Raw genomic sequence first — 20,889 nt, forward strand, 5'->3', positions numbered from 1 at the left:
CTCTCTTATTCTAAAACATAAGTTTTGATGTTTGTATTTGTATAGATGCAAATTTCGCCAGCGATCTTGAGGCTCTCTTTGACTAGCTCCTCTTCGTCGATATCAGCAAATTTATCTAGAGCACGAGCCGCTGAAAGTGCGTAATTGCCGCCGCTTCCGATAGCTGCTATCTTGCCATCTTCTGGCTCAACAACATCTCCTGTGCCACTAAGTAAGAAAATTTTATCCCTATCAAGCACAAGCATCATCGCTTCAAGCTTTCTTAAATACTTGTCTTTGCGCCACTCTTTGCTAAATTCTATCACCGCCTTTAGCAAATCGCCCTTTGTATGCTCTAAATTTTTCTCAAACATATCAAAGAGATTAAACGCGTCAGCAGTGCTACCAGCAAAGCCAGCTAGGACTTTGCCGTTGTGAATTTTGCGAATTTTTACGGCGTTGCCTTTTAAGACAGTGTTGCCAAAACTCACCTGTCCATCGCCGCCGATGACCGCCTTATTTTTGCCTTTGTAGGCTAAGATGGTTGTCGCATGAAACATCTACTCTCCTTGCACATCAACCTTTAAGGTCGCATTTATCGAGTGTCCAAGCTTTATAGAAACATCATAAAGACCAACTGCTTTTAGGTGAGTGTCCAGATCGATAGCCTTTTTCTCAACTACCAAATGATGTGTCTTTTCAAGCTCTGCTGCGATCTCCTCTTTTGAAACTGAGCCAAAAAGCGAGCCATTTGCACCAAGAGTTTTCTTGACGACGACTGTCACTTTTGCAAGCTCTTCTTTAAGTTTTTCTAAATTTGCGATCTCATATTTTAGCTCTTCAGCCTTTCTCTTTTGAGCTGCTTCATATTGACGAAGGACATCTGGAGTGGCTGCTTTTGCAAAGCCTTTGCCGATTAAGAAGTTGTTGCCGTAGCCGTCTTTTACCTCTTTTATCTCGCCAGCTTTTCCAAGTCCTTTTATATCTTTTATTAATAATACTTTCATTTTTATCCTTTTAAATTTTATTTTTAGTCAAATTTTCGCCCATTTTTGCGTGCGATGATGAAACGAAGCGCATTTAGTTTGATAAAACCAGCTGCATCTTTTTGATCATAAACACTATCTTCTTCAAATGTGCAGTATGCCTCGCTAAATAGATTATCATTTTTACTGCTTCTGCCAAGGATAGTCACATTGCCCTTATAAAGCTCAACTTTTACAGAGCCATTTACGTGTTCTTGGCTCTTGTCGATGAGAGCTTGGAGCATATTTCGCTCAGGTGACCACCAGTAGCCGTTGTAGATTAGCTCGGCATATTTTGGCATGATCTCATCTTTTAAGTGAGCTGCACCGCGGTCAAGTGTGATGCTCTCTATAGCTCTGTGAGCTTTTAGCATTATCGTGCCGCCAGGAGTTTCGTAGCAGCCGCGGCTCTTCATGCCAACTGAGCGGTTTTCTACGATGTCAAGTCTGCCGATGCCGTGTTTTGCGCCAAGGCGGTTTAGCTCGGTTAAAATTTCAGCTGGGCTCATTTTTTTGCCGTTTATGCTCACTGGATCGCCTTTTTCATAGCCGATCTCTATGATCTCGCTCTTATCTGGAGCATCTTTTGGGCTTACTGTCCATCTCCACATATCATCTTCTGGTGCGTGACTTGGGTCTTCAAGCACTAGACCCTCATAGCTTATGTGAAGTAAATTTGCGTCCATTGAGTATGGGCTCTTGCCTGGTTTTTTGGTGATGTCTATGCCGTTTTTCTCAGCGTATGCCAAAAGTTTTTCACGGCTGTTTAGATCCCACTCGCGCCATGGAGCGATGATAGTTAGGTTGTCACCAAGTGCGTAGTAGCCAAGCTCAAAGCGAACTTGGTCATTGCCTTTGCCTGTTGCTCCGTGGCTCACGCCATCAGCACCAACAAGTCTTGCGATCTCGCTTTGGCGTTTTGCGATTAGTGGGCGTGCGATTGATGTGCCAAGTAGATATTCGCCCTCATAGATTGCGTTTGCTCTAAACATTGGAAACACATAATCACGTACAAATTCTTCTCTTAAGTCTTCTATAAAAATATTTTCAGGTTTTACGCCAAGTGCTAGGGCTTTTTTGCGTGCAGGCTCTAGCTCTTCGCCTTGTCCGATGTCAGCTGTAAATGTGACTACTTCGCATTTGTATTCGTCTTGAAGCCACTTTAAAATAATACTTGTGTCAAGTCCGCCTGAGTATGCTAAAACAACTTTTTTTACATCTTTTTTCATAGCTGTCCTTTTGTTGAAATGGTCGTATTTTAGCCTAAATTGATTAATCTTTAATAAATTAATCTAATTTCTAATGTAAGCATTATTTTAAAAACTCCCTAGCTATTTTATAAAAATTTATCATTTAAAATTATGATAATTAATATTGTTTTTATGCTTGCTTTGTTAAATTTGCGTTTCGCTTTCATTATCAAAGATTAAATTTAACAAAAGGATATCCGTGAATAGATCAAAATTTATCGCCATTTGCCTTAGCGCTTGTGTGGCAAATTCTCTCTATGCAGTAGAGAAAGAGAACAACGAAACTAAGCTAGATGGCGTCGTAGTAAGCGCGAGTGGCTTCTCGCAGCAGATAAAAGAAGCCCCTGCAAGCATCAGCGTGATAGGTGGCGATGAGCTTACAAAAGATAGCTTTACCTCACTTCACTCAATCGCGCAAAAAGTGCCAGGTGTAAATGTAGTTGGTGGCGAGGACGGGGCAGCTAGTGGCATCTCGATACGCGGCATGGAGAAGTCTCAAACGCTAGTTTTGATAGATGGCAAAAGAGTAAATTCAAGCAGTGCAAACCCAAAGGGCGGAGCAGGGGATATGAACTCAAATTTCATCCCGCCAGCTGAAGCGATCGAGCGTATAGAGGTCATCCGTGGCCCTATGAGTTCGCTTTATGGTAGCGACGCGGTTGGAGGCGTTATAAATATCATTACCAAAAAGGACTTTTCAAAATTTAGTGGCAACGTCGGCATCTCAACTACGATAAATGCGCATAAAGGCATAGGCGATGGCAGACAGGGCGACTTTTATCTAAATTTGCCTCTTTATAAAGATCTTTTTGCGCTTCAGCTTTGGGGATACAAAAAGCTAAGAGATGAGGATAATTACAAAGGCGGCTATCAAAAGAGTGATAAGAGAAATTTAAGCGCAAAACTTTGGATCACTCCAGATGAGCACAATAAATTTTTCATCCTTGGCTCAAATGAAAAACACGACTACTCGCGCACCGTCGGCAAAACAGCCACTATAAAGACAAATAAGGTTTTAAACGCCTATGACTACGAGAAAAAGAGCTATGGCGTGGGCTATCTTGGCGAATTTGATAGTCTAAATGCCGATATCAGCTATATTTATGACCAGACGCAAAGAACGAGCCTTTTTGACAGCCTCATACCTGCAAAAGCCAAAAATCACAACTTTAATTCTAAATTTACAACCTTTCTTGGCGCTCACTCACTAACTTTTGGCTATGACTTTAGCAAGCAAAATGTCGGCACGACCTTCATCGTCTCAAACGCTTCAAGAAACGGCTTAAAAGATCCAAAGACCTACTCGATGAGCGAGCATGCGGGATTTATCGAGGATGAGTGGCAAATTTTAGATGAGAAGCTATTTTTAACGCTTGGCTCAAGGCTCACGCACAATGAATTTTTTGGCAACCACCTCTCGCCAAGAGCCTACCTAGTCTATAACGCCACAGATACACTAAGCCTAAAAGGTGGCGTGGCGACTGGCTATAAAACGCCAAATATCAATCAAATCTCCCCAGAAGTAGGCACTATCCAAGGCGGCTGGAGGATAGTCGATTTTGGTAATAAAGACCTAAAGCCAGAAAAGAGCACGACTTATGAAGTTGGGGCATATTATGACAATCAGGCTGATTTTAGAGGCTCTGTGACGCTTTTTAGAAATGAATTTAAAGATAAGATCCTAGACACCGACGGCAGTAATGTAAATAAAATTCCAGCCTTTGGTCCTTGCCCGCCAAGCGCAAAAATCCCAAGTGTGGGTTGCCCTGGCTGGGGAACTTACTTTAACATAGAAGGTGCGACCGTTTGGGGCGTGGAGCTAAGTGGCGACTATGACATCCTTTCAAATCTAAATTTAAGCTCAAACTACACCTATAATAAGTCAAAGATAAAAACTGGCAACCCAACGATAAATACGCCAAGAGGTCCTATGAAATTTAGCGAGACAGACCTAGCTAGACTTGATGGTAAAAGCCTAACAGCAACGCCAGAGCACACACTTCACGCCACGCTTACATATAAGCCTATAAAAAGCGTCAAGACATTTTTTGGCGCAAACTACGAGAGTAAGCTAACAAGCGTAAATTTTGGTGCTGGCAACAGAGTAAGAGAGAACACAAAAGACCTACTCACCTTCGATACAGGCGTCAGCTGGGACGCAAACAAGCATCTAACGCTTAGCCTAAATGCCTACAACATCTTTGATAAAGTAAGATACGATGAGGCGTTAGCAGACGACGGCAACTACTACTGGTATCCGCAAGAGGGCAGGAGATTTTGGTTTAAGGTCGCTGCAAAATGGTAAGAGCCTTTAAAATTTTGCTTTTTACGCTTGGCGTGACGCAGACTTTGCACGCAGGACCTAGCCAAACGCCTGAGCCACTTAGCCAAAAAGCTGCTAGTAAATTTGAAATTTCAACCTTTAAAATGAGCACAAATGATGAAATTTATAAAATTTTCACAGCCAAGCTAAAGGGGCAAAATGAGTTTAAAAATGTGCTTTTCTTGCTTGACGCAAACGCCCAGTTTAACATGCTTTTAAATGAATTTGATGGCAAGGCTGCCCCGCTAATAATAGGCATAGGATATGACAGCAACAAAAGCTATGAGGTAGAAAAACGCACAAGAGATCTCACGCCAAAGGCAGAGGGTGAGGAATTTAGCAAGGGTGGTGGCGCTGATGCGTTTTACCACTTTTTAACTAAAAATTTAGTGCCACTAATTGATGAGAAATTTAACGTGCAAAATAGCCAAAAAAGCCTTTATGGACACTCTTTTGGCGGGCTTTTTACACTTTATGCTTTGCTTAAAAATGAGGGCGTATTTTCAAATTTCTTTATCGCTTCGCCATCTCTTTGGTGGGGTGAGTCTGAAATTTTAAAGCAAAATGTGAGCGAGGGTAAATTTAAAGAGAAAATAAGAGCTAAATTTGTCTTTCTTAGCGTTGGCGAGCTTGAAAAGAGAAAGGGCAAAACGGACAAAGCTGGCATTTTAAAGGCGAGCGATTTGGCTTTGATTTTAAAGCAAAGTGGCGTAAATTCTCACTTTGAGCTTTTTAAAAATGAAACCCATGGCAGCGTCATACCTCTAAATTTAAAAGAGCTTTTAAAATATCTGAAGGATTAAAAATTTAAGGCTATTTTTGTTAAAATCCGCCGCATGAGAGTAGATAAATTTTTAAACGTAGTAAATATCACCAAAAGGCGTGCCGTTAGCGAAGATATGTGCAAAAGCGGCGTTGTGAGCATCAACGGCGTGCAGGCAAAAGCAGCAAAAGATGTAAAGATCGGCGATGTTATCACTATCAAATTTCTAGCTCGAGAGGCGAGATACGAGGTGCTAGCGATCCCAACTACAAAAAGCATACCAAAAAGCGCTCAAAGCGAATATGTAAAAGAGCTTTGATGGTTTTTGAGCTTTTAGAAAATGAGCTTAACGAGCTTGTGCGGGTGCTGCCAAAAAGTGGCGTGGTGCTACTAAGTGGCGATCTAGCAAGTGGCAAAACGACGCTTGTAAAGGCGATCATCAAGGCTCATGGCATAGATGAGAGCGTGACGTCGCCTACTTTTTCTTTGATGCAAATTTATGGTAAAGATATCTACCACTACGACATTTACCAGATCGGTTTTGATGGGATGGCAAAAAATGGCCTTTTTGAAAATTTATTTGAAGAGGGGCTTCATCTAGTAGAGTGGGGCGATGAAAATTTAGAAAAAGCTCTAAAGAAAAACGGCGAGAGCTATACATTAGTAAAAATTTCTCCTAGCAAAAATGGCAGAAAATACGAGGTTATAAGTGCATAAACTAGAAGTAAAAGATCTAAAAAAGACGATTAAAAAAAGTGAGATCATAAAAGGTATATCTTTAGAGGTAAATAGCGGCGAAGTCGTGGGGCTTCTTGGGCCAAATGGCGCTGGAAAGACGACCACTTTTTATATGATCTGCGGGCTCATCTCGCCAACTAGCGGAGATGTCTTTTTAAACGACGAAAAGATCACAAATGTCCCGCTTCACAAAAGAGCGCACCTTGGTATTGGCTATTTGCCGCAAGAGTCAAGCATATTTAAAGAGCTAAGCGTTGAAGAAAATTTGCTCCTTGGGGCTGAAATTTTAAATCAAAGCAAAGAAGAGATCTCTAAAAGAGTAAATGAGATGCTAAATATGCTAAATATAGAGCCTATCCGCCTAAGAAAGGGCGTTAGCCTAAGTGGCGGCGAGCGCAGACGCTGTGAGATCGCTAGAAGCCTCATCATAAAGCCAAAATTTTTGCTGCTTGATGAGCCATTTGCAGGCGTCGATCCTATCGCAGTTAGCGACATCCAAAGTATCGTTAGAGACCTTAAAAAGCTAGGCATCGGCGTTTTGATAACTGACCACAACGTCCGTGAGACACTAGCCATTTGCGACAGAGCCTACGTCATCAAAGATGGCTCGCTGCTAGCAAGCGGCAGTGCGAGCGAAGTGGCAAACAACAAGCTTGTTAGAACGCACTATCTTGGCGAAGAATTTAAGCTACTTGAGTAGATGATGCTAAGGCAAAAGCAAACTTTAGCGCCAAAGATCAAACTAAACCAAACGCTAAGAAGCTGGCTTCCTATACTTCAAAGCGGGCTTGATGAGCTAAAAGAGACGCTTGAGCCTTTTATAAAAGAAAACCCATTTGCTACGATCGAACACAAAAATTTAGAAAAAAGCGAAAAAAAGCGAAATTTTTTCGAGCAGGTTAGCAAAAACTCGGTTAGCGAGAGCATCGAGGCTTTAAGCATCTATAAAGAAAGCCTCTACGAAAAGCTCGTTTGCCAGATAAATCCACCACTTTTCCCCACGCAAAAGTCCCAAGATATCGCATATAAGATCATTGAGTGTTTAGATGATGAGGGCTATTTTTCTTATGATGATGAAATTTTTGCGGGTTTTAATGAGAATGAAGTGGAGCAAGTTAGGGCGAGATTTGCCTACCTTGAGCCATGTGGCGTGGGTGCAAAGGATCTCAAAGAGAGCTTTTTATTTCAGCTTGGCGAGGCAGAGGCGAGTAATGAGATCATAGAATGCGCAAAAAAGATCATCTTAAATTTTGAAAATATAGAGAAGCTTAGAAAGCTTAAATTTTACGACGACGCGCTAAAGATCATAAAGAAATTTAAAAATCCCCCAGCCATTGAGTATCTTGAAGATGAAAAAGAGGCGGTGCCTGACATCTTCGTGCTAAGCACAAGTAGTGGCATAAGCGTGCAGATAAATGACGACTATTATCCTGAAATTTCTATCGACACCGAGGGACTAGATGAGAAAGAGGCCTTTGTAAGCTCGCGCGTAAAAGAGGCAAGCGAACTCATAGACGCCCTTGAGATGAGAAAGGCGACACTTTATAAGATAGGGCTCATGATAGTTGAGTATCAGTATGATTACTTTTTGGGCGGCGACATAAAGCCTATGAAGCTAAAAGACCTAGCTGACGAGCTTGGACGCAACCCTTCAACCATCTCAAGAGCGATCGCGAACAAATATCTAAGCTCCCCAAGAGGCACGGTTTCACTTAAAAATTTCTTCGCAACTGGCTTTGACGAGGAGACTTCAAACGCCGCGATAAAGGAATTTTTGCTAGAGCTTATAAAAAACGAAGATCATAAAAAGCCACTTTCTGATCTAAAAATCCAAGAGCTTATCCAAGCTAAATTTAACATCCAAATCGTTCGCCGAACTATCACCAAATACCGCAAAATCCTAAACATCGGCAGCTCAAGCCAACGAAAAAAGATCTATCAGATAAACGGCTAGCTACCACTCATTTATGGCAAAAAGCGTGGCTTTTCGCATCTGCGTAAAAAGCTCACTACTAAGCTCATCATACTCTTTAGTGCGTTTTTTATGCTGTGCAAAGCCTGCCGCGTCGTCGTTCCATGAGCCCATACCACCAAAGACATCAGCCGCACTTGCTGCAGTAAAAAGGGCTAAATTTAGCTTTGGCATAAGTGGCGCATTTAGGACATTTTGCTCTATATTTTCTGGCTCGTTTAGCGCTTTTAGCCCTTTTCTGAAGCAGTCGCCAAAGTTCTCACACTCTATCTCATCTGCAAATTTAGAGGTCCTTGTTAGGATATCTTTAAACTCCAAAGTGTTGTCACTAAATTTTTGAATTTCTGGTGTGCCATCTAGGCTAAATTCTTTATAGACTATGTCCCAACCCTTTTTATCTTCTTCAAAGCTCCAGTGCGGCACGAAGTAGCTCATCTTATCTTTATAGATGCAAAGGATTGACTTGTGGCTTACATTTGAAAAGCCTTGCAGCGAGCGCTCCTTTGATGAAACCGTCAAATTTGTAGCAAATCTCACGTCGCTTAGCCCAAGCTTTTTAGCATGCTTAAACCACACATTTATGCTAGCTTGCTCTCTTTTTTCTTGCTCATCCTCCAAAATATAGTCAAAAACTAGGCTTTTTATATATTTTTCGCCTTTGTAGTTTAACTCTAAATTTGACCTTAGAGCTTGCTTTATGGAGGCTATGATAATGCAAGCATTAAAAACTTCACCATTCATTTTTGCTCCAAAAATTTAACCAACCATTACAAAATTTTCTTGATTTTTAAAATACGGTTTTAAGCTTTCATAAGCAGATTGAATATTTTTAAATTTCTTCGCGTATTCTTCTTGTATAGCGATGCTTTTATTTGAATGTCTATCCGGATGGTAAATATTTGCAAGTGAGAGGTAGTTCTGTCTAACGGTAGCAAAGTCGTCATTTTTACTACATCCTAAAATCTCAAAATTTTCTTCAAGCAAATTTGCAAGTGCAGAAAATCTACTCATAAATTTTGCTGAACTTTTTATTTTTATGTTGTGTTTAAAAATTTTATACTCTTTTTCGTCATAAACAAAATTTATACTAAATTTTGGATAGTTCTTTTTTGCTAGAAGTTTATTTAACATTGATATATCATTGTCATTTGAAATAATAATGTTTAAGAAATCATCATTTTTATTAAAATCAATACCACTTTTTACTAGACTTTCACTGATATAGTCGGCAAAGTTTTTGCAAAGTGTATCTTTTAGCTCAAATTTTGCTTCATTTTTTATAAAGCTAATCCTTAAATTTATAACTGGCGCTAGTGTATTTTTTTGAATTAAACCAAGCTTTATGGTTTTATAGTTTGCAAGGCGAACGTCTAGTTGGTCTTGACTCTGTTTTTCATAAAGTTTTTTTATAAATTTTAAGAAGCATTTGCGTTGTGGCATCTCATTTTCTTCATAAAATGAGATGACTTTATTTTTATTTGATAAAATTTTAGTGAAATTTTTGTTTATTAAGTCTCTAAGCTCGCAAAATAATATATCATTATCAGTTAGTATACTTAATGACTCTAGTGTTTGTTTTACCTGCATTGCTTACTCCAAATAAAATATGATTATGTTGTAGCAATTAGTATTCCAAATTTATATTTTTCTAATATCTTGACCTTTGATATACTCAGCAAATTCATTTTTTAGCTTGTTTTTTTTGTGCAATATTATCTCTTCTTTTGTGTAAGAAATAGCTTCTTTTTGTGGTTTTTTAGCGTTTGTTTGCTCTTTTGTAAGCTCTTTTTTTATCTCTTTTAAGCTATCAAAAAAATCGTTCATATTTACTCCTTTTTATTATGTTGATTTTACTAAAAAGGTTATAAATTTAAAATGAATACAATCTTTTTTTAAGGAAACTTTGGTTAATATCACAATTCTATTTTTTATGCGCGCTCGTAGCTCAGCTGGATAGAGCATTTGATTGCGGTTCAAAAGGTCAGAGATTCGAATTCTCTCGGGCGCACCATCTTTTTTATCACTCCAAGACAAAACTTCAGTTTTTTATAGTAGAATAAACAAAAAATTTAAAAGAGGGAAAATGGATTTCCAAAGCATTCAAAAACAAATTTCAGCATTAAAAGAAGGTCTTGCGGTTTTAGAACAAGGCGATGAGAACGAGATTGAACCAATTATTGGAGTTGTTGAGTTTAATAAAAGTGCCGAAGAGCTCAAAAAAAAACTTACAAACTTAAAAGACGAAAGCGTTTTTTTTAAAAATGTTTTTAATACAGATGACTATTATGAAAACATTAGCTCTTATTTGGATCAAACAAAAAGAAGTCTGTATTTTAAAATAGAAAAAGCTGGTGTTAGCTTTAAAGCAAACGAAAATTTGCAAGAGAGTTATGCTGCTGTTTCAAATATAATGGAAATTTTAGTAGCCGAGTATCAAATCCAAAATAAAAAAAAGAAAAAAAATATTTTTTCAAGAACAACCGATACGGCTCAGATTAGATTGTTGCTTGGGGATTTGATGGCATTGCAAGATCGTATGTTTAAGATATTACATAACCATTCTCAAATAGTTTCAAATGTAGTTTTGCAAAATTTTAAGACAATATATACATTTTTTTATAATTGTATCAAAGTGGCAAAACAACGACAAGATGAATTATTGTTAGTTGAAATAGCTGGCATAACAGACAAGATCATTTCTATGATAAGTCCCGTTTTTAGTGCAAAGAGCCTAAAGACAAATGAGCTTATCTATCACTACCTCATTTACGAGCTACGAGAGCTAAAAGCCTATGCCATAGGCGAGGATCTAGCTTAAAATTTTATCCACTATCTCTTTTGCTCCGTTTGGCAAAAGGATATCTTTTAGAGCTTTGCTGCTTTTGCTTAGATCAAAGCTCTCGATCATTTTTATGACTTCATCTTTGTCTAAATTTTCGCCATTTTGCAGGCAAATTTCAGCGATGCCTTTATCTTTTAGAAATTTAGCGTTATAAAACTGGTGATTACCAGCGGCATAAGGAAATGGCACAAAGATAGATGGTAGGGCGTTTGCGCAAAGCTCCCAAAGCGAGCTAGCTCCAGCTCTTGATATGGCAAGATCAGCCTCACTCATCTTCTTTTCTATCTCTTTGCTAAAGTCAAAAATTTCTAAATTTGCTTCGCTAAAGCCAAGCTCATCATATCTTTTTTTAAGCTCATCAAGGGCGTTTTTTCCGCATTGATGAATGATCTTTATACCCTTTTCTTTAAGATATGGGGCTAAATTTATAGCTAGCTCATTTATAGCTTTTGCACCTTGTGAACCACCTAAAAATAGTATCGTTTTTAGCTCGCTTCTAACTCTTTGGCTTTCAAAAAATTTATTTGCCACAGGGTAAGGGCAGGGCGAGAGCTCATCATAAGAGCTAAAAAAGCCCTTTGCGTATGGCTTTAAAATTTTATTTAGCTTGCCAGTTACGGCATTTTGCTCGTGGATGAAAAGTGGTGTTTTTGAGATGATGGCTGCAATGGCTGCTGGCGCTGCTGAGTAGCCTCCCACGCTGATGACTGCTTTAACGCCATTTTCTTTAAAAATTTGCCTGCATTTTAGAGCTAGGCTTATGATGTTTGTTAGTGATTTTAGCTTGGCAAGACCTCTTTTATTTACGACGCCACTGCTTGGTAAGAAGAATTTTTTTGCAAATTTATCATCATTTTCAAACCAAAATTTATCCTGACCGCTAGTTGAGCCGATGAAAATTGGCTTTATGCCTCGTCTATTTAGCTCCTCACAAAAGCTTCTAGCGATCGCTAAATGCCCGCCAGTACCGCCACCACAAATAACTATCATAGTTTTGCCTTTTTACTAACCATCAAGACCATGCCGATGCCGATGCATATAGCAAGCACGGAGCTGCCGCCGTAGCTAAGAAATGGCACAGCGATACCTTTTATCGGCGTGATCGATGTGATGCCGTAGCTATTCATCAAAAATGAAAATGACAAGATAAGCCCGATACCAAGTGAGAATAGGTGATAGACCTTGTTTTCGCTCCTAGCTGAAATTCTAAATATCCTATAAAGTAGCGTGATAAAGATCGCTGTGATGCACAAAATGCCAAAAACTCCGACCTCTTCAGCTATGCCAGCTAGCACGAAGTCTGTATGCACCTCGCTTAAAAAGCCAAGCTTAAATATCCCAGCTCCAAGCCCCTCGCCAAAAAACTCGCCGTGTTTAATTGCATTTAGTGAGTGAGAAATTTGATATGGCTCTGGCGCGTCTGCCACTCTAAGCACGTTTGCCACGCTATCTGGCAAGAAAGAGAGAACCATGTTTTGTATCGTGCCCCACCATGATTTTATACGCAAAATTCTGTGCTCAGAGCTAACTATCGCCACCGTCATGACAAAGGCAGCACCCAAGATACCGATACCAAAGAGCCTAACGCTAGCCCCTGCAAAAAGCGCCATCGTCACAAAGGTAAGCGCCAAAACTACAACCTGACCAAGGTCGTTTTGCATAACGGCGATAAGAAAGATAGCGATACCAAAAAGAATGATATAAGGCAAAAGTATCTTTAGCTCAGCCATCAAAGTCCTCTTGCCGTCGCTAAATTTTCTAGTAAAACTCCACGCCAAAAAATAGACAAAACCGACTTTGAAAAACTCAACAGGCGCAAGTGAGAGGCCAGGCAGCCTGATCCAGCGTCTAGCGCCTCCAGAGTCAGTCACCATCGAAGCTGGCAAGGCGTGCATGAGCCCCATAGCGATACCACACGAGATAAGCAGTCCAAAGCCTATCCAAACGAGCGCTTTGTCGGGATTTAGCCTAGATAGCCACCACATGATGAAGATGCCGATGCAGCCAACTACAAACTGGCGGATGAAAAAGTGAAATTCGTCGTAGTTAAAAAATAAAACTGTAAAAACTGGCAAGGATAGTGAAAAAATGATGCTTATGGCGATCAAAGTCGCGCAAAGATAGAAAATAACCTTATCAACTGCCAAATTTAGCTCCAACTTTAAAATGAGCCAAAGTATAATAAAAAACGGCTTACAAAGATATTATTTGCTATAATTGCAGGCTTTAAGGATGGGCATGAAGATAGGTATATTTGACTCGGGGCTTGGCGGACTTAGCGTCTTAAACGAAGCTTTAAGCAAGCTTAGCGAGCATGAATTTTTATATTACGCAGACGTGAAAAATGTCCCATACGGACAAAAGAGCAGAGATGAAATTTTAAAATTTAGCTTTGATGCGGTTAAATTTCTTGTCAAAAATGGCGCAGAAGCTGTCGTTGTGGCGTGCAACACCGCAACAAGCGTGGCGATAAAAGAGCTTAGAGCAAATTTAAGCGTGCCGATCATAGGCATGGAGCCAGCTGTAAAAAAAGCTCACGACCTAAGCCATGATAATGCCCTAAAAACGCTTGTCATCGCCACTCCAGTCACCGTAAATGGCGCAAAGCTAAAAGAGCTAATCACAAATTTAAACGCAAAAGATAAAACCGAGCTACTTGCTCTGCCTCGCCTTGTAAATTTTGCTGAAAAGGCTGAATTTGAGAGTGAAAACGTGAAGTCATATCTAAAAGAAGAGCTAGCTAAATTTGATCTAAGCAAATTTGACTTTTTGGTGCTTGGCTGCACGCATTTTAACTATTTTAAAGATAGCTTAAGAGAAATTTTGCCTCCAAATGTAAGTATAATAGACGGCAACGAAGGGACGATAAAGCGCCTTATAAGCGAGCTTGGACTTAAAATTTCAAGTGTAAATTTAACTCCAAATGTGAAATTTTTCTACTCAGGTGAGGAGGTTTGCGAGCAAAACGAGCTAGAGAAAATTTCAAGAAATTTAGCTAGATTAGAAAAGATGAGAGCGATTAGCTAGGCTAAATTTAGCTAGAAATTTGAGCCAAATTTAGCAAAATACGCTAAATTTTATGTATTTTTATGTGTATTATTTATTTCTTTGCTTTATTATATAGATAGCACTTATTATCGCAACCACTGCCAAAAGAGCGATCGTGATCGTTAGAAGTGTCTGTTTGTCAGGATTTGAGCCTAGAAAGTAGCCAACTCCAAGCAAAACCGCGCACCAAACCCCAGCACCAAGTGTGGTAAATAGGCAAAATCTAAAAATGTTCATCTTAGCAAGCCCAGCTGGTAGGCTGATATACTGACGAATTCCTGGAATTAGGCGTGAGTTAAAGGTTGAAATTTCGCCGTGTTTATTAAAAAATGCTTCAAATTTATCCATCTTTTCGTGAGTGATACCGACAAATTTGCCGTATTTTAAGATGATCTCGCGTCCAAAAAAGTAGCAAAGATAGTAGTTAAAAATAGCCCCAAACAAGCTGCCAAGCGTGCCTGAGATAAAAGCAAGCGCTAGGCTCATCTCGCCTTTGTGAGCTAGATATCCAGCTGGTATCATCGCCACTTCGCTTGGAAATGGGAAAAACGAGCTCTCTAAAAACATCATCACAAATATGCCAGCATATCCCCAGCTGCTCACGCTTGAAACGATAAAATCAATAATGTCATGTAGCATTTTTACTCCGAAATTTATCTTAAGTGAGGCATTTTAGCAAAGCTTTATTTACTAATAGTAACTAACAAAAGCGATAAATTTTAAAAAAGATAGTTAAAACGAAAAGATATAAGGTTTAAAATTTAAAGGTAAAAGCAGGGCGAAAGCTCGCCCCGTTTTTAAAATGCAGGTATGACCTCGCCTTTGTAGCGAGTGATGATGAAATTTTTAGTATCAGGGCTAAGCACCGCATCGACTAAAGCTTTGATCTTAGGATTGTTCTCGTTGCCAGCTCTTGTGACGATGATGTTGGCGTAAGGGCTGTTGGCATCTTCAAGCAAAAGTGCGTCTTTTGCTACGCTCATGCCAAGATCAAGGACGAAATTTGTGCTAATAGCAGCGATATCGACATCATCAAGCGTTCTTGGGATCTGAGCGCCTTCTAGCTCGACAAACTGCAAATTCTTAGGATTTTTAGTTATGTCATTTACAGTTGCAACTTTTACGTTTTTATCGATCTCTATAAGGCCAGCTTTTTCTAAAATTCTAAGCGCTCTGTTGCCATTTGACGGATCGTAAGCGATCGCCACTTTTGCGCCATCTTTTAGATCTTTTATGTTTTTTATCTTTTTAGAGTAAAAGCCAAGTGGCTCGACATGGACATTTGCAACGCTTACAAGATGCAGGCCTCTAGCCTTGTTTTGCTCCTCAAGATATGGCAAATGCTGAAAGAAATTTGCGTCTAAGCTGCCATCTTCTGTGGCGACATTTGGTATCGAATAGTCTGAAATTTCAGAGATAACAAGGTCGTAGCCCTTATCTTTTAGCTTTGGTTTTACAAATTCTAAAATTTCAGCGTGTGGCACTGGTGAGACGCCAACAATGATAGTGTGGTCCTTGTCGGCTGCGTGAAGGCTTAGAGCAACTAAAGATGCGGTTAAAAGTTTGATAAATTTCATTGTTTTTCCTTTTTTGTTTTGGTAAAGCGACGCTAAAAAGGTAAAAGCTTTTACGTCGCTTATAAATTTAATTAAAACGCTGGGATGATAGCGCCGTTATATTTTGTCTCGATAAATTTCTTAACTTCTGGTGAGTTGATCGCTTTATCAAGTGCTTTAGTTTTAGGGCTGTTCTCGTTGCCAGCTTTTACAACTACGTAGTTTACGTATGGGCTATCTTTGCTCTCGATCACAAGTGCGTCTTTTGTTGGATTGAGATTTGCATTTAGCGCGTAGTTTGTATTGATAACTGCGATAGTAACGTCATCAAGCGTTCTTGGCACTTGAGCAGTCTCGATCTCTTCAAATTTAAGTTTTTTAGGGTTATCAACTATATCAAGCGGAGTTTTTAGTGGGTTGTTGTTTAGCTTGATAAGACCAGCGCTGGCTATGATGTCAAGTGCGCGGCTCTCGTTTGTTGGGTCATTTGGGATAGAGACAACTGCGCCATCTTTTAGCTCTTTTATATCTTTGATCTTTTTAGAGTAAACGCCCATTGGCTCGAGGTGCACGCCAACTGTTTTTACAAGGTGAGTGCCTTTGTTTTTGTTAAATTCTTCAAGATATGGGATGTGCTGAAAGAAGTTTGCGTCAAGGTCGCCGTCCTCTGTCGCAAGGTTTGGTGTGGTGTAGTCGTTAAATTCTTTAATCTCAAGTGTGTAGCCATCTTTTGCTAAAATAGGCTTTACAACCTCTAAAATTTCAGCATGTGGGATAGGTGTAGCACCGACGATTATTGTTTTTGACTTGTCAGCAGCATTTGCGCTAACGCTAAGGCCTAGGGCAACTAAAGAGGTAAGAAGTAGTTTTTTCATTTATTATCCTTTTTTAAAATTTGCCAAGCACCAAAAAAGGATAAATTTAAGCTAGAAGGTTAAATTTCTTTTTAAGCGCTTAAGCTAGTTCTAAGCACTTAAAAAGAAATTCTGTGCTTAGAGATTAGTCTTTCGACGACGCATTTTTTAGTAGGCGGCACATCTGGCACATATCTGATTTCATCTTTTGTCCTTTCAGCTAAAATTAATTTGGCAATTTTAAGGAAAAAAGCTTAAAATCAGATAAAAAATGTGGCCTTATTTTTTTGAAATTTTATAGAGATAGTTGCCTAAAACTTGAAAAATTTGAACCATAATGATAAGAATAACTACGGTATAGAGCATGATATCTGGGCGAAATCTCTGATATCCGTAGTTTATAGCAACAGATCCTAGTCCGCCACCGCCAACTGCACCAGCCATCGCTGAAAAGCCGATATTTACGATAAGCGTTAGCGTAAATGCCGAGATGATGCCAGGAAGCGCCTCTACAAACATCACGCGAAAGATGATCTGAAATTTCGAGCTACCAAAGCTTTGAGCAGCTTCGATGATGCCTTTATCAACCTCTTTTAGTGCATTTTCAATGAGCCTTGCCACAAACGGAGCCGCTCCGATAGTTAATGGAACGATCGCAGCTGTGGTGCCGATACTCGTGCCTACGATCATTTTTGTGACCGGAAAGAGCACGATGATCAAAATGATAAATGGAAAGCTTCTAAGCACGTTTATAACGATATCAAGCACAAAATAAAGCTGCTTGTTTGGCTTTAGTCCGTCTTTGTCTGAAAGGATGAGCAAAACCGCAGGTATGAGGCCTATGGCAAAGGCGAGCAGGGTAGAGACTATGCTCATATATAGCGTCTCGCCGATAGCTGGCAAAAGTATCCTAGAAAAAACATCTGGAAATTTAGAAAAATCAATACCAAACATCAAGCAACCTCCCACAAAACGCCACTTTGCTTGATATAGTTAAGCACGTTTTCTTTATCTTTTTCATCTATGTTTATGACAAGCGAGCCAAGGACGTTGTCGTTTAGCTTTTCAAGCTTGCCCCAGACTATGTTAAAGTCGATATTTAGGCTTCTTGCCATGTGCGTGATCACGCTGTTTTGAGCCACTTCTTTTGGGAAAAATAGCCTGATATTTGTGCCAGTGCTTGGCAAAATTTCAACTTCGCCCAAAAACTCTTTCATCTTCTCATCTGGCTTTAAAAATAGCTCTTCGATGCTTCCAGAGCCTATGATCTTACCGCCTTCTAGCAAAATCGCTCGTTTTGCGATCGATTTTACAACCTCCATCTCGTGCGTGACGATGACGACGCTGATGTCTAGCTCTTTGTTTATCTTTTCAAGCAGCTCTAAAATTTGATTTGTCGTATTTGGATCAAGAGCCGAAGTCGCCTCGTCGCTTAGTAAAATTTTAGGATTTAAAGCAAGTGCTCTGGCGATCGCCACACGCTGTTTTTGACCGCCACTTAGCTCGCTTGGATAGCTTTTTGCCTTGCTTTCAAGACCGACTAAATTTAAAAGCTCTCTCACTCTTTTCTCGGCTTCATCGCTTTTGTAACCCCAAAATTTAAGCGGAGTAGCGACATTTTCAAAGACGTTTTTTCTAGCCATCAAGGCAAAATGCTGAAATATCATCCCAACATCTCGCCTTAAATGTCTCTGTTGCGTCTCATCTAAATTTTTTATCTCTTTATCAAAGACTTTTAGGCTGCCACCTTGATAGCTCTCAAGCCCATTTATGCACCTTAAAAGCGTTGATTTACCAGCACCGCTGTGTCCCACGATAGCAAAAATTTCGCCCTTTTTAACCTCTAAATTTATATCAAAAAGGATCTGCGTATCACCATAAAATTTGCTTAATTTCTCTATTTTTATCACTATTTTTCTCCAAGAGCTTCTAGCTCTTCGCATACTTTTTTAAATTTAGCCTCAGCGCTCTGCAAAGCCTCTTTGTTCGTATCTATGACCTCTTTTGGTGCGTTTGCTACGAAATTTTGGTTATTTAGCATGCCTGAGAGTTTAGCTATCTCTTTTTCAAGCTTTGTCTTTTGAGATCTTAGTCTTGTAATGATACCACTCATATCAAGCCCTTCAAGTGGGACAAATGCCTCTAAATTTTCGCTCACATCTCTTATTGAATTTTCGATTTTCTCATCTATAAAGCCGATCTCTTCGCATTTTGCAAGCAGCTTGATATACTCTTTAACCTCGTCAAGATCGATTTTTTCGTTAAATTTAACAAAGGCTTTTGCGATCTTTGAGTTGCCAAGATCGATGGTCGCTTTTGCACGGCGAATAGCCACGATCGCTTCGATAACTAGCTCAAATTTCTTCTCAACATCTAAATTTCGCTCTTTTACCTCTGGATAGCTCATCACCATTATTGATTTTGCATTTTCAAGCTGTGTGCCGCTAAGCTCTTGAAATAGATACTCTGAAAGAAATGGCATGAAAGGATTTAGCAGTTTCATCGCCTCTTTGAATATACTTCCAAGCTCTTTTACGCTCGCTTTGTCAGCCTTGCTAAGCTCGATGCCCCAGTCACAAAACTCATCCCAAAGGAATTTATAAAGTGTGTTTGCAGCGTCGTTAAAGCGGTAGGCGTCGATGTTTTCACGCACCTCTCTCACGCACTCGTTAAAGCGGCTATTCATATAAATGCCAAGCTTTGTTTGAAGTTTGATATCCTCTAAATTTGCAAATTTGCTCTCATTTAGCATGAGATATTTGCTCGCGTTATAAAGCTTGTTGGTGAAATTTCTTACCTGCTTCATCTTAGCGTCGCTTAGCTTGATGTCGCGTCCTTGAACAGCTAAAAGAGTTAGCGTAAAGCGCAAGATATCAGCGCTATACTCATTTATGCTATCAAGTGGGTCGATGACATTGCCAAGACTTTTGCTCATCTTTCTGCCAAATTCATCTTTTACAAGCGCGTGCAGGTAGATGTCGTCAAATGGCAGCTTGCCAAGGGCATTTTCACCCTGAAACATCATCCTGGCAACCCAGAAAAACAAAATATCAAAACCAGTTATAAGAAGGTTATTTGGATAAAATTCAGCCAAGTCGCCTTCAAACCATTTTACATTTTTTAGCTCATTTTCATTGCCCCAGCCAAGCGTGCTAAATGGCCAAAGACCAGAGCTAAACCACGTATCTAGCACGTCTGGGTCTTGGTGGATGTTTTTACTTTTGCACTTTTTGCACTCGCACGGCTCTCCCTCGTCAGCCCACATATAGCCGCACTCGTCGCAGTAAAATACTGGAATTTGATGTCCCCACCAAAGCTGGCGTGAGATACACCAGTCTCTTAGCTCTCTCATCCACGCGTTAAAGCTGTTTATCCAGTGCGGCGGGTAAAATTTAGCAAGGCCCTCTGAGACCTTTTGTATCGCTTCGTCTGCGATCTCTTTTTTGACAAACCACTGCTTTGAGATGTATGGCTCGACGACGTTTTTGCAGCGGTAGCAGTAGCCTACTTGGTTTTCGTAGTCTTCTATCTTTTCAACATTGCCAAGTTTTTCAAGCTCGGCCACGACGATATCTCTAGCCTCAAGCCTCTCAAGTCCTGCAAATTTATCGCACTTGTCGTTTAAGATGCCCTTTTCGTCAAACACGGTAATAAACTCAAGGTTGTGTTTTTTGCCAACCTCGTAGTCGTTTTGATCGTGCGCAGGTGTGACCTTAACAAGGCCTGTTCCAAACTCCATATCAACGTGCTCGTCTGCGATGATCTCGATCTCTCTGTTTATGATAGGTAGCACCACTTTTTTGCCGATTAAATTTTTATAGCGCTCGTCGTTTGGATTTACCATTACCGCCGTATCACCAAAATATGTTTCAGGTCTGGTGGTCGCAACAACAACAAATTCGCTTGGCTTATCTGCGAAGTAGTATCTCAAATGATAAAGCTTGCCTTTGTTTTCTTTATGTTCGACCTCGATGTCAGAGAGTGCGCCATCATGCGTACACCAGTTTATCATGTAGTTTTTCTGGACTATTAGCCCTTTGTCGTATAAATTTACAAAGGCTTTTTTCACAGCTTTTCTTAAACCCTCATCCATAGTAAATCTCTGGCGCGACCAAGCTGGAGTGATGCCAAGCTTTCGCATCTGATGGACGATCATGCCACCGCTTTTTTCCTTCCACTCCCACACTTTTTCTACAAATTTCTCACGTCCAAGCTCTTCTTTTTTGATCCCTTGTGCTAAAAGCTGCTTTTCAACGACGTTTTGAGTAGCGATACCAGCGTGGTCAAGTCCTGGCTGCCAAAGTGTCTTGTAGCCGTCCATCCTCTTATAGCGAGTCATGATATCTTGAAGCGTGAAGGTTAGGGCGTGTCCGATGTGAAGCGAGCCAGTCACGTTTGGAGGTGGCATCATAATGCAAAATTTACGTCCATCTTTTTGGATATCTTTGTTTGCGTCTATCTCGAAGTATCCGCGTTCTTCCCAAATTTTATAAAATTTATCTTCTATTTCTTTTGCATTGTAAAATTCTGCCACTTTTG

General features: G+C 39.9%; 22 protein-coding genes and 1 tRNA gene. 9 read left to right on the forward strand and 14 right to left on the reverse strand.

What is annotated here, in order from left to right; all coding sequences use genetic code 11:
* Positions 1–5: 5 nt before the first annotated feature.
* From hslV to CVS89_RS05200, 3 genes are read right to left on the reverse strand one after another with little or no spacing between them, the layout of a single operon-like run.
* A complete protein-coding gene (gene hslV / locus CVS89_RS05190) occupies positions 6–539 on the reverse strand; it encodes an ATP-dependent protease subunit HslV (RefSeq protein ID WP_002940451.1) in 534 nt (177 codons plus the stop codon).
* Complete coding sequence (rplI, locus tag CVS89_RS05195; RefSeq protein ID WP_107847894.1) at positions 540–986, reverse strand: 50S ribosomal protein L9; 447 nt, start codon at positions 984–986, stop codon at positions 540–542.
* A 23-nt stretch (positions 987–1,009) separates the two neighbouring features.
* A complete protein-coding gene (locus tag CVS89_RS05200; RefSeq protein WP_103595350.1) occupies positions 1,010–2,233 on the reverse strand; it encodes an argininosuccinate synthase in 1,224 nt (407 codons plus the stop codon).
* 220 nt (positions 2,234–2,453) lie between these two features.
* Between CVS89_RS05200 and CVS89_RS05205 the strand changes: the two genes are divergently transcribed.
* Genes CVS89_RS05205 through CVS89_RS05230 form a run of 6 tightly spaced genes read left to right on the forward strand, consistent with a single transcriptional unit; the run spans position 2,454 to position 8,032 of the window.
* Complete coding sequence (locus CVS89_RS05205) at positions 2,454–4,559, forward strand: TonB-dependent receptor domain-containing protein (protein ID WP_107847895.1); 2,106 nt, start codon at positions 2,454–2,456, stop codon at positions 4,557–4,559.
* Positions 4,553–5,380 (forward strand): alpha/beta hydrolase, encoded by an 828-nt coding sequence (locus CVS89_RS05210; RefSeq protein ID WP_107847896.1) that lies wholly within the window; start codon positions 4,553–4,555, stop codon positions 5,378–5,380. The genes CVS89_RS05205 and CVS89_RS05210 overlap by 7 nt, the downstream gene beginning before the upstream one ends.
* A gap of 33 nt (positions 5,381–5,413) precedes the next feature.
* Positions 5,414–5,659, forward strand: a complete 246-nt coding sequence (locus tag CVS89_RS05215) for an RNA-binding S4 domain-containing protein (RefSeq protein ID WP_002940508.1) — start codon at positions 5,414–5,416, stop codon at positions 5,657–5,659.
* Entirely contained in the window at positions 5,659–6,057 is a 399-nt protein-coding gene (gene tsaE, locus CVS89_RS05220; protein ID WP_103595874.1) for a tRNA (adenosine(37)-N6)-threonylcarbamoyltransferase complex ATPase subunit type 1 TsaE, read from the forward strand. The genes CVS89_RS05215 and tsaE overlap by 1 nt, the downstream gene beginning before the upstream one ends.
* Positions 6,050–6,778, forward strand: a complete 729-nt coding sequence (gene lptB, locus CVS89_RS05225; RefSeq protein WP_009293825.1) for an LPS export ABC transporter ATP-binding protein — start codon at positions 6,050–6,052, stop codon at positions 6,776–6,778. The genes tsaE and lptB overlap by 8 nt, the downstream gene beginning before the upstream one ends.
* A gap of 3 nt (positions 6,779–6,781) precedes the next feature.
* Positions 6,782–8,032, forward strand: a complete 1,251-nt coding sequence (locus CVS89_RS05230; protein WP_233091270.1) for an RNA polymerase factor sigma-54 — start codon at positions 6,782–6,784, stop codon at positions 8,030–8,032.
* Here CVS89_RS05230 and CVS89_RS05235 read toward each other — a convergent pair whose 3' ends face one another.
* Genes CVS89_RS05235 through CVS89_RS05245 form a run of 3 tightly spaced genes read right to left on the reverse strand, consistent with a single transcriptional unit; the run spans position 8,033 to position 9,874 of the window.
* Positions 8,033–8,791 carry a hypothetical protein gene (locus tag CVS89_RS05235; RefSeq protein WP_107847898.1) on the reverse strand — a complete coding sequence of 253 codons (759 nt, stop codon included), beginning with the start codon at positions 8,789–8,791 and terminating at the stop codon, positions 8,033–8,035.
* A 15-nt stretch (positions 8,792–8,806) separates the two neighbouring features.
* The gene (locus CVS89_RS05240; protein WP_107847899.1) at positions 8,807–9,637 is read right to left on the reverse strand and encodes an adenylosuccinate lyase; all 831 of its coding nucleotides are present in this window, start codon (positions 9,635–9,637) and stop codon (positions 8,807–8,809) included.
* Positions 9,638–9,688: 51 nt separating this feature from the next.
* Complete coding sequence (locus tag CVS89_RS05245) at positions 9,689–9,874, reverse strand: hypothetical protein (protein WP_103581861.1); 186 nt, start codon at positions 9,872–9,874, stop codon at positions 9,689–9,691.
* Between the two features lie 110 nt (positions 9,875–9,984).
* Between CVS89_RS05245 and CVS89_RS05250 the strand changes: the two genes are divergently transcribed.
* Positions 9,985–10,061 (forward strand) — tRNA-Arg (locus tag CVS89_RS05250).
* Positions 10,062–10,133: 72 nt separating this feature from the next.
* Positions 10,134–10,868 carry an imidazole glycerol phosphate synthase gene (locus CVS89_RS05255; protein WP_103571985.1) on the forward strand — a complete coding sequence of 245 codons (735 nt, stop codon included), beginning with the start codon at positions 10,134–10,136 and terminating at the stop codon, positions 10,866–10,868.
* On the opposite strand, the gene murG is transcribed toward CVS89_RS05255, so the two are convergent.
* Both murG and CVS89_RS05265 read right to left on the reverse strand, forming a co-directional pair.
* Positions 10,860–11,882 (reverse strand): undecaprenyldiphospho-muramoylpentapeptide beta-N-acetylglucosaminyltransferase, encoded by a 1,023-nt coding sequence (gene murG / locus CVS89_RS05260; RefSeq protein ID WP_107847900.1) that lies wholly within the window; start codon positions 11,880–11,882, stop codon positions 10,860–10,862. The genes CVS89_RS05255 and murG overlap by 9 nt on opposite strands.
* On the reverse strand, positions 11,879–13,039 hold the full coding sequence (locus CVS89_RS05265; RefSeq protein ID WP_103636418.1) for an FtsW/RodA/SpoVE family cell cycle protein: 1,161 nt from the start codon (positions 13,037–13,039) through the stop codon (positions 11,879–11,881). Before CVS89_RS05265 ends, murG begins: the two co-directional genes overlap by 4 nt.
* Before the next feature lie 91 nt (positions 13,040–13,130).
* On the opposite strand from CVS89_RS05265, the gene murI reads away from it, so the two are divergent.
* Positions 13,131–13,919 carry a glutamate racemase gene (gene murI, locus CVS89_RS05270; RefSeq protein WP_107847901.1) on the forward strand — a complete coding sequence of 263 codons (789 nt, stop codon included), beginning with the start codon at positions 13,131–13,133 and terminating at the stop codon, positions 13,917–13,919.
* A 69-nt stretch (positions 13,920–13,988) separates the two neighbouring features.
* On the opposite strand, the gene CVS89_RS05275 is transcribed toward murI, so the two are convergent.
* The 6 genes from CVS89_RS05275 to CVS89_RS05300 form a co-directional block, all read right to left on the reverse strand.
* Positions 13,989–14,579 (reverse strand): DedA family protein, encoded by a 591-nt coding sequence (locus CVS89_RS05275; protein WP_107847902.1) that lies wholly within the window; start codon positions 14,577–14,579, stop codon positions 13,989–13,991.
* Between the two features lie 158 nt (positions 14,580–14,737).
* Positions 14,738–15,517, reverse strand: coding sequence for a MetQ/NlpA family ABC transporter substrate-binding protein (locus CVS89_RS05280; RefSeq protein WP_021089150.1), 780 nt, complete (start codon positions 15,515–15,517; stop codon positions 14,738–14,740).
* Positions 15,518–15,588: 71 nt separating this feature from the next.
* The gene (locus tag CVS89_RS05285; protein ID WP_087581668.1) at positions 15,589–16,371 is read right to left on the reverse strand and encodes a MetQ/NlpA family ABC transporter substrate-binding protein; all 783 of its coding nucleotides are present in this window, start codon (positions 16,369–16,371) and stop codon (positions 15,589–15,591) included.
* A 258-nt stretch (positions 16,372–16,629) separates the two neighbouring features.
* Entirely contained in the window at positions 16,630–17,304 is a 675-nt protein-coding gene (locus CVS89_RS05290; protein WP_021086223.1) for a methionine ABC transporter permease, read from the reverse strand.
* Entirely contained in the window at positions 17,304–18,260 is a 957-nt protein-coding gene (locus CVS89_RS05295; protein ID WP_107847903.1) for a methionine ABC transporter ATP-binding protein, read from the reverse strand. The genes CVS89_RS05290 and CVS89_RS05295 overlap by 1 nt, the downstream gene beginning before the upstream one ends.
* The gene (locus CVS89_RS05300) at positions 18,260–20,884 is read right to left on the reverse strand and encodes a valine--tRNA ligase (RefSeq protein WP_107847904.1); all 2,625 of its coding nucleotides are present in this window, start codon (positions 20,882–20,884) and stop codon (positions 18,260–18,262) included. Before CVS89_RS05300 ends, CVS89_RS05295 begins: the two co-directional genes overlap by 1 nt.
* Positions 20,885–20,889 lie beyond the last annotated feature (5 nt).

The organism is Campylobacter concisus, from assembly GCF_003048615.2.
Lineage (GTDB): Bacteria > Campylobacterota > Campylobacteria > Campylobacterales > Campylobacteraceae > Campylobacter_A > Campylobacter_A concisus_C.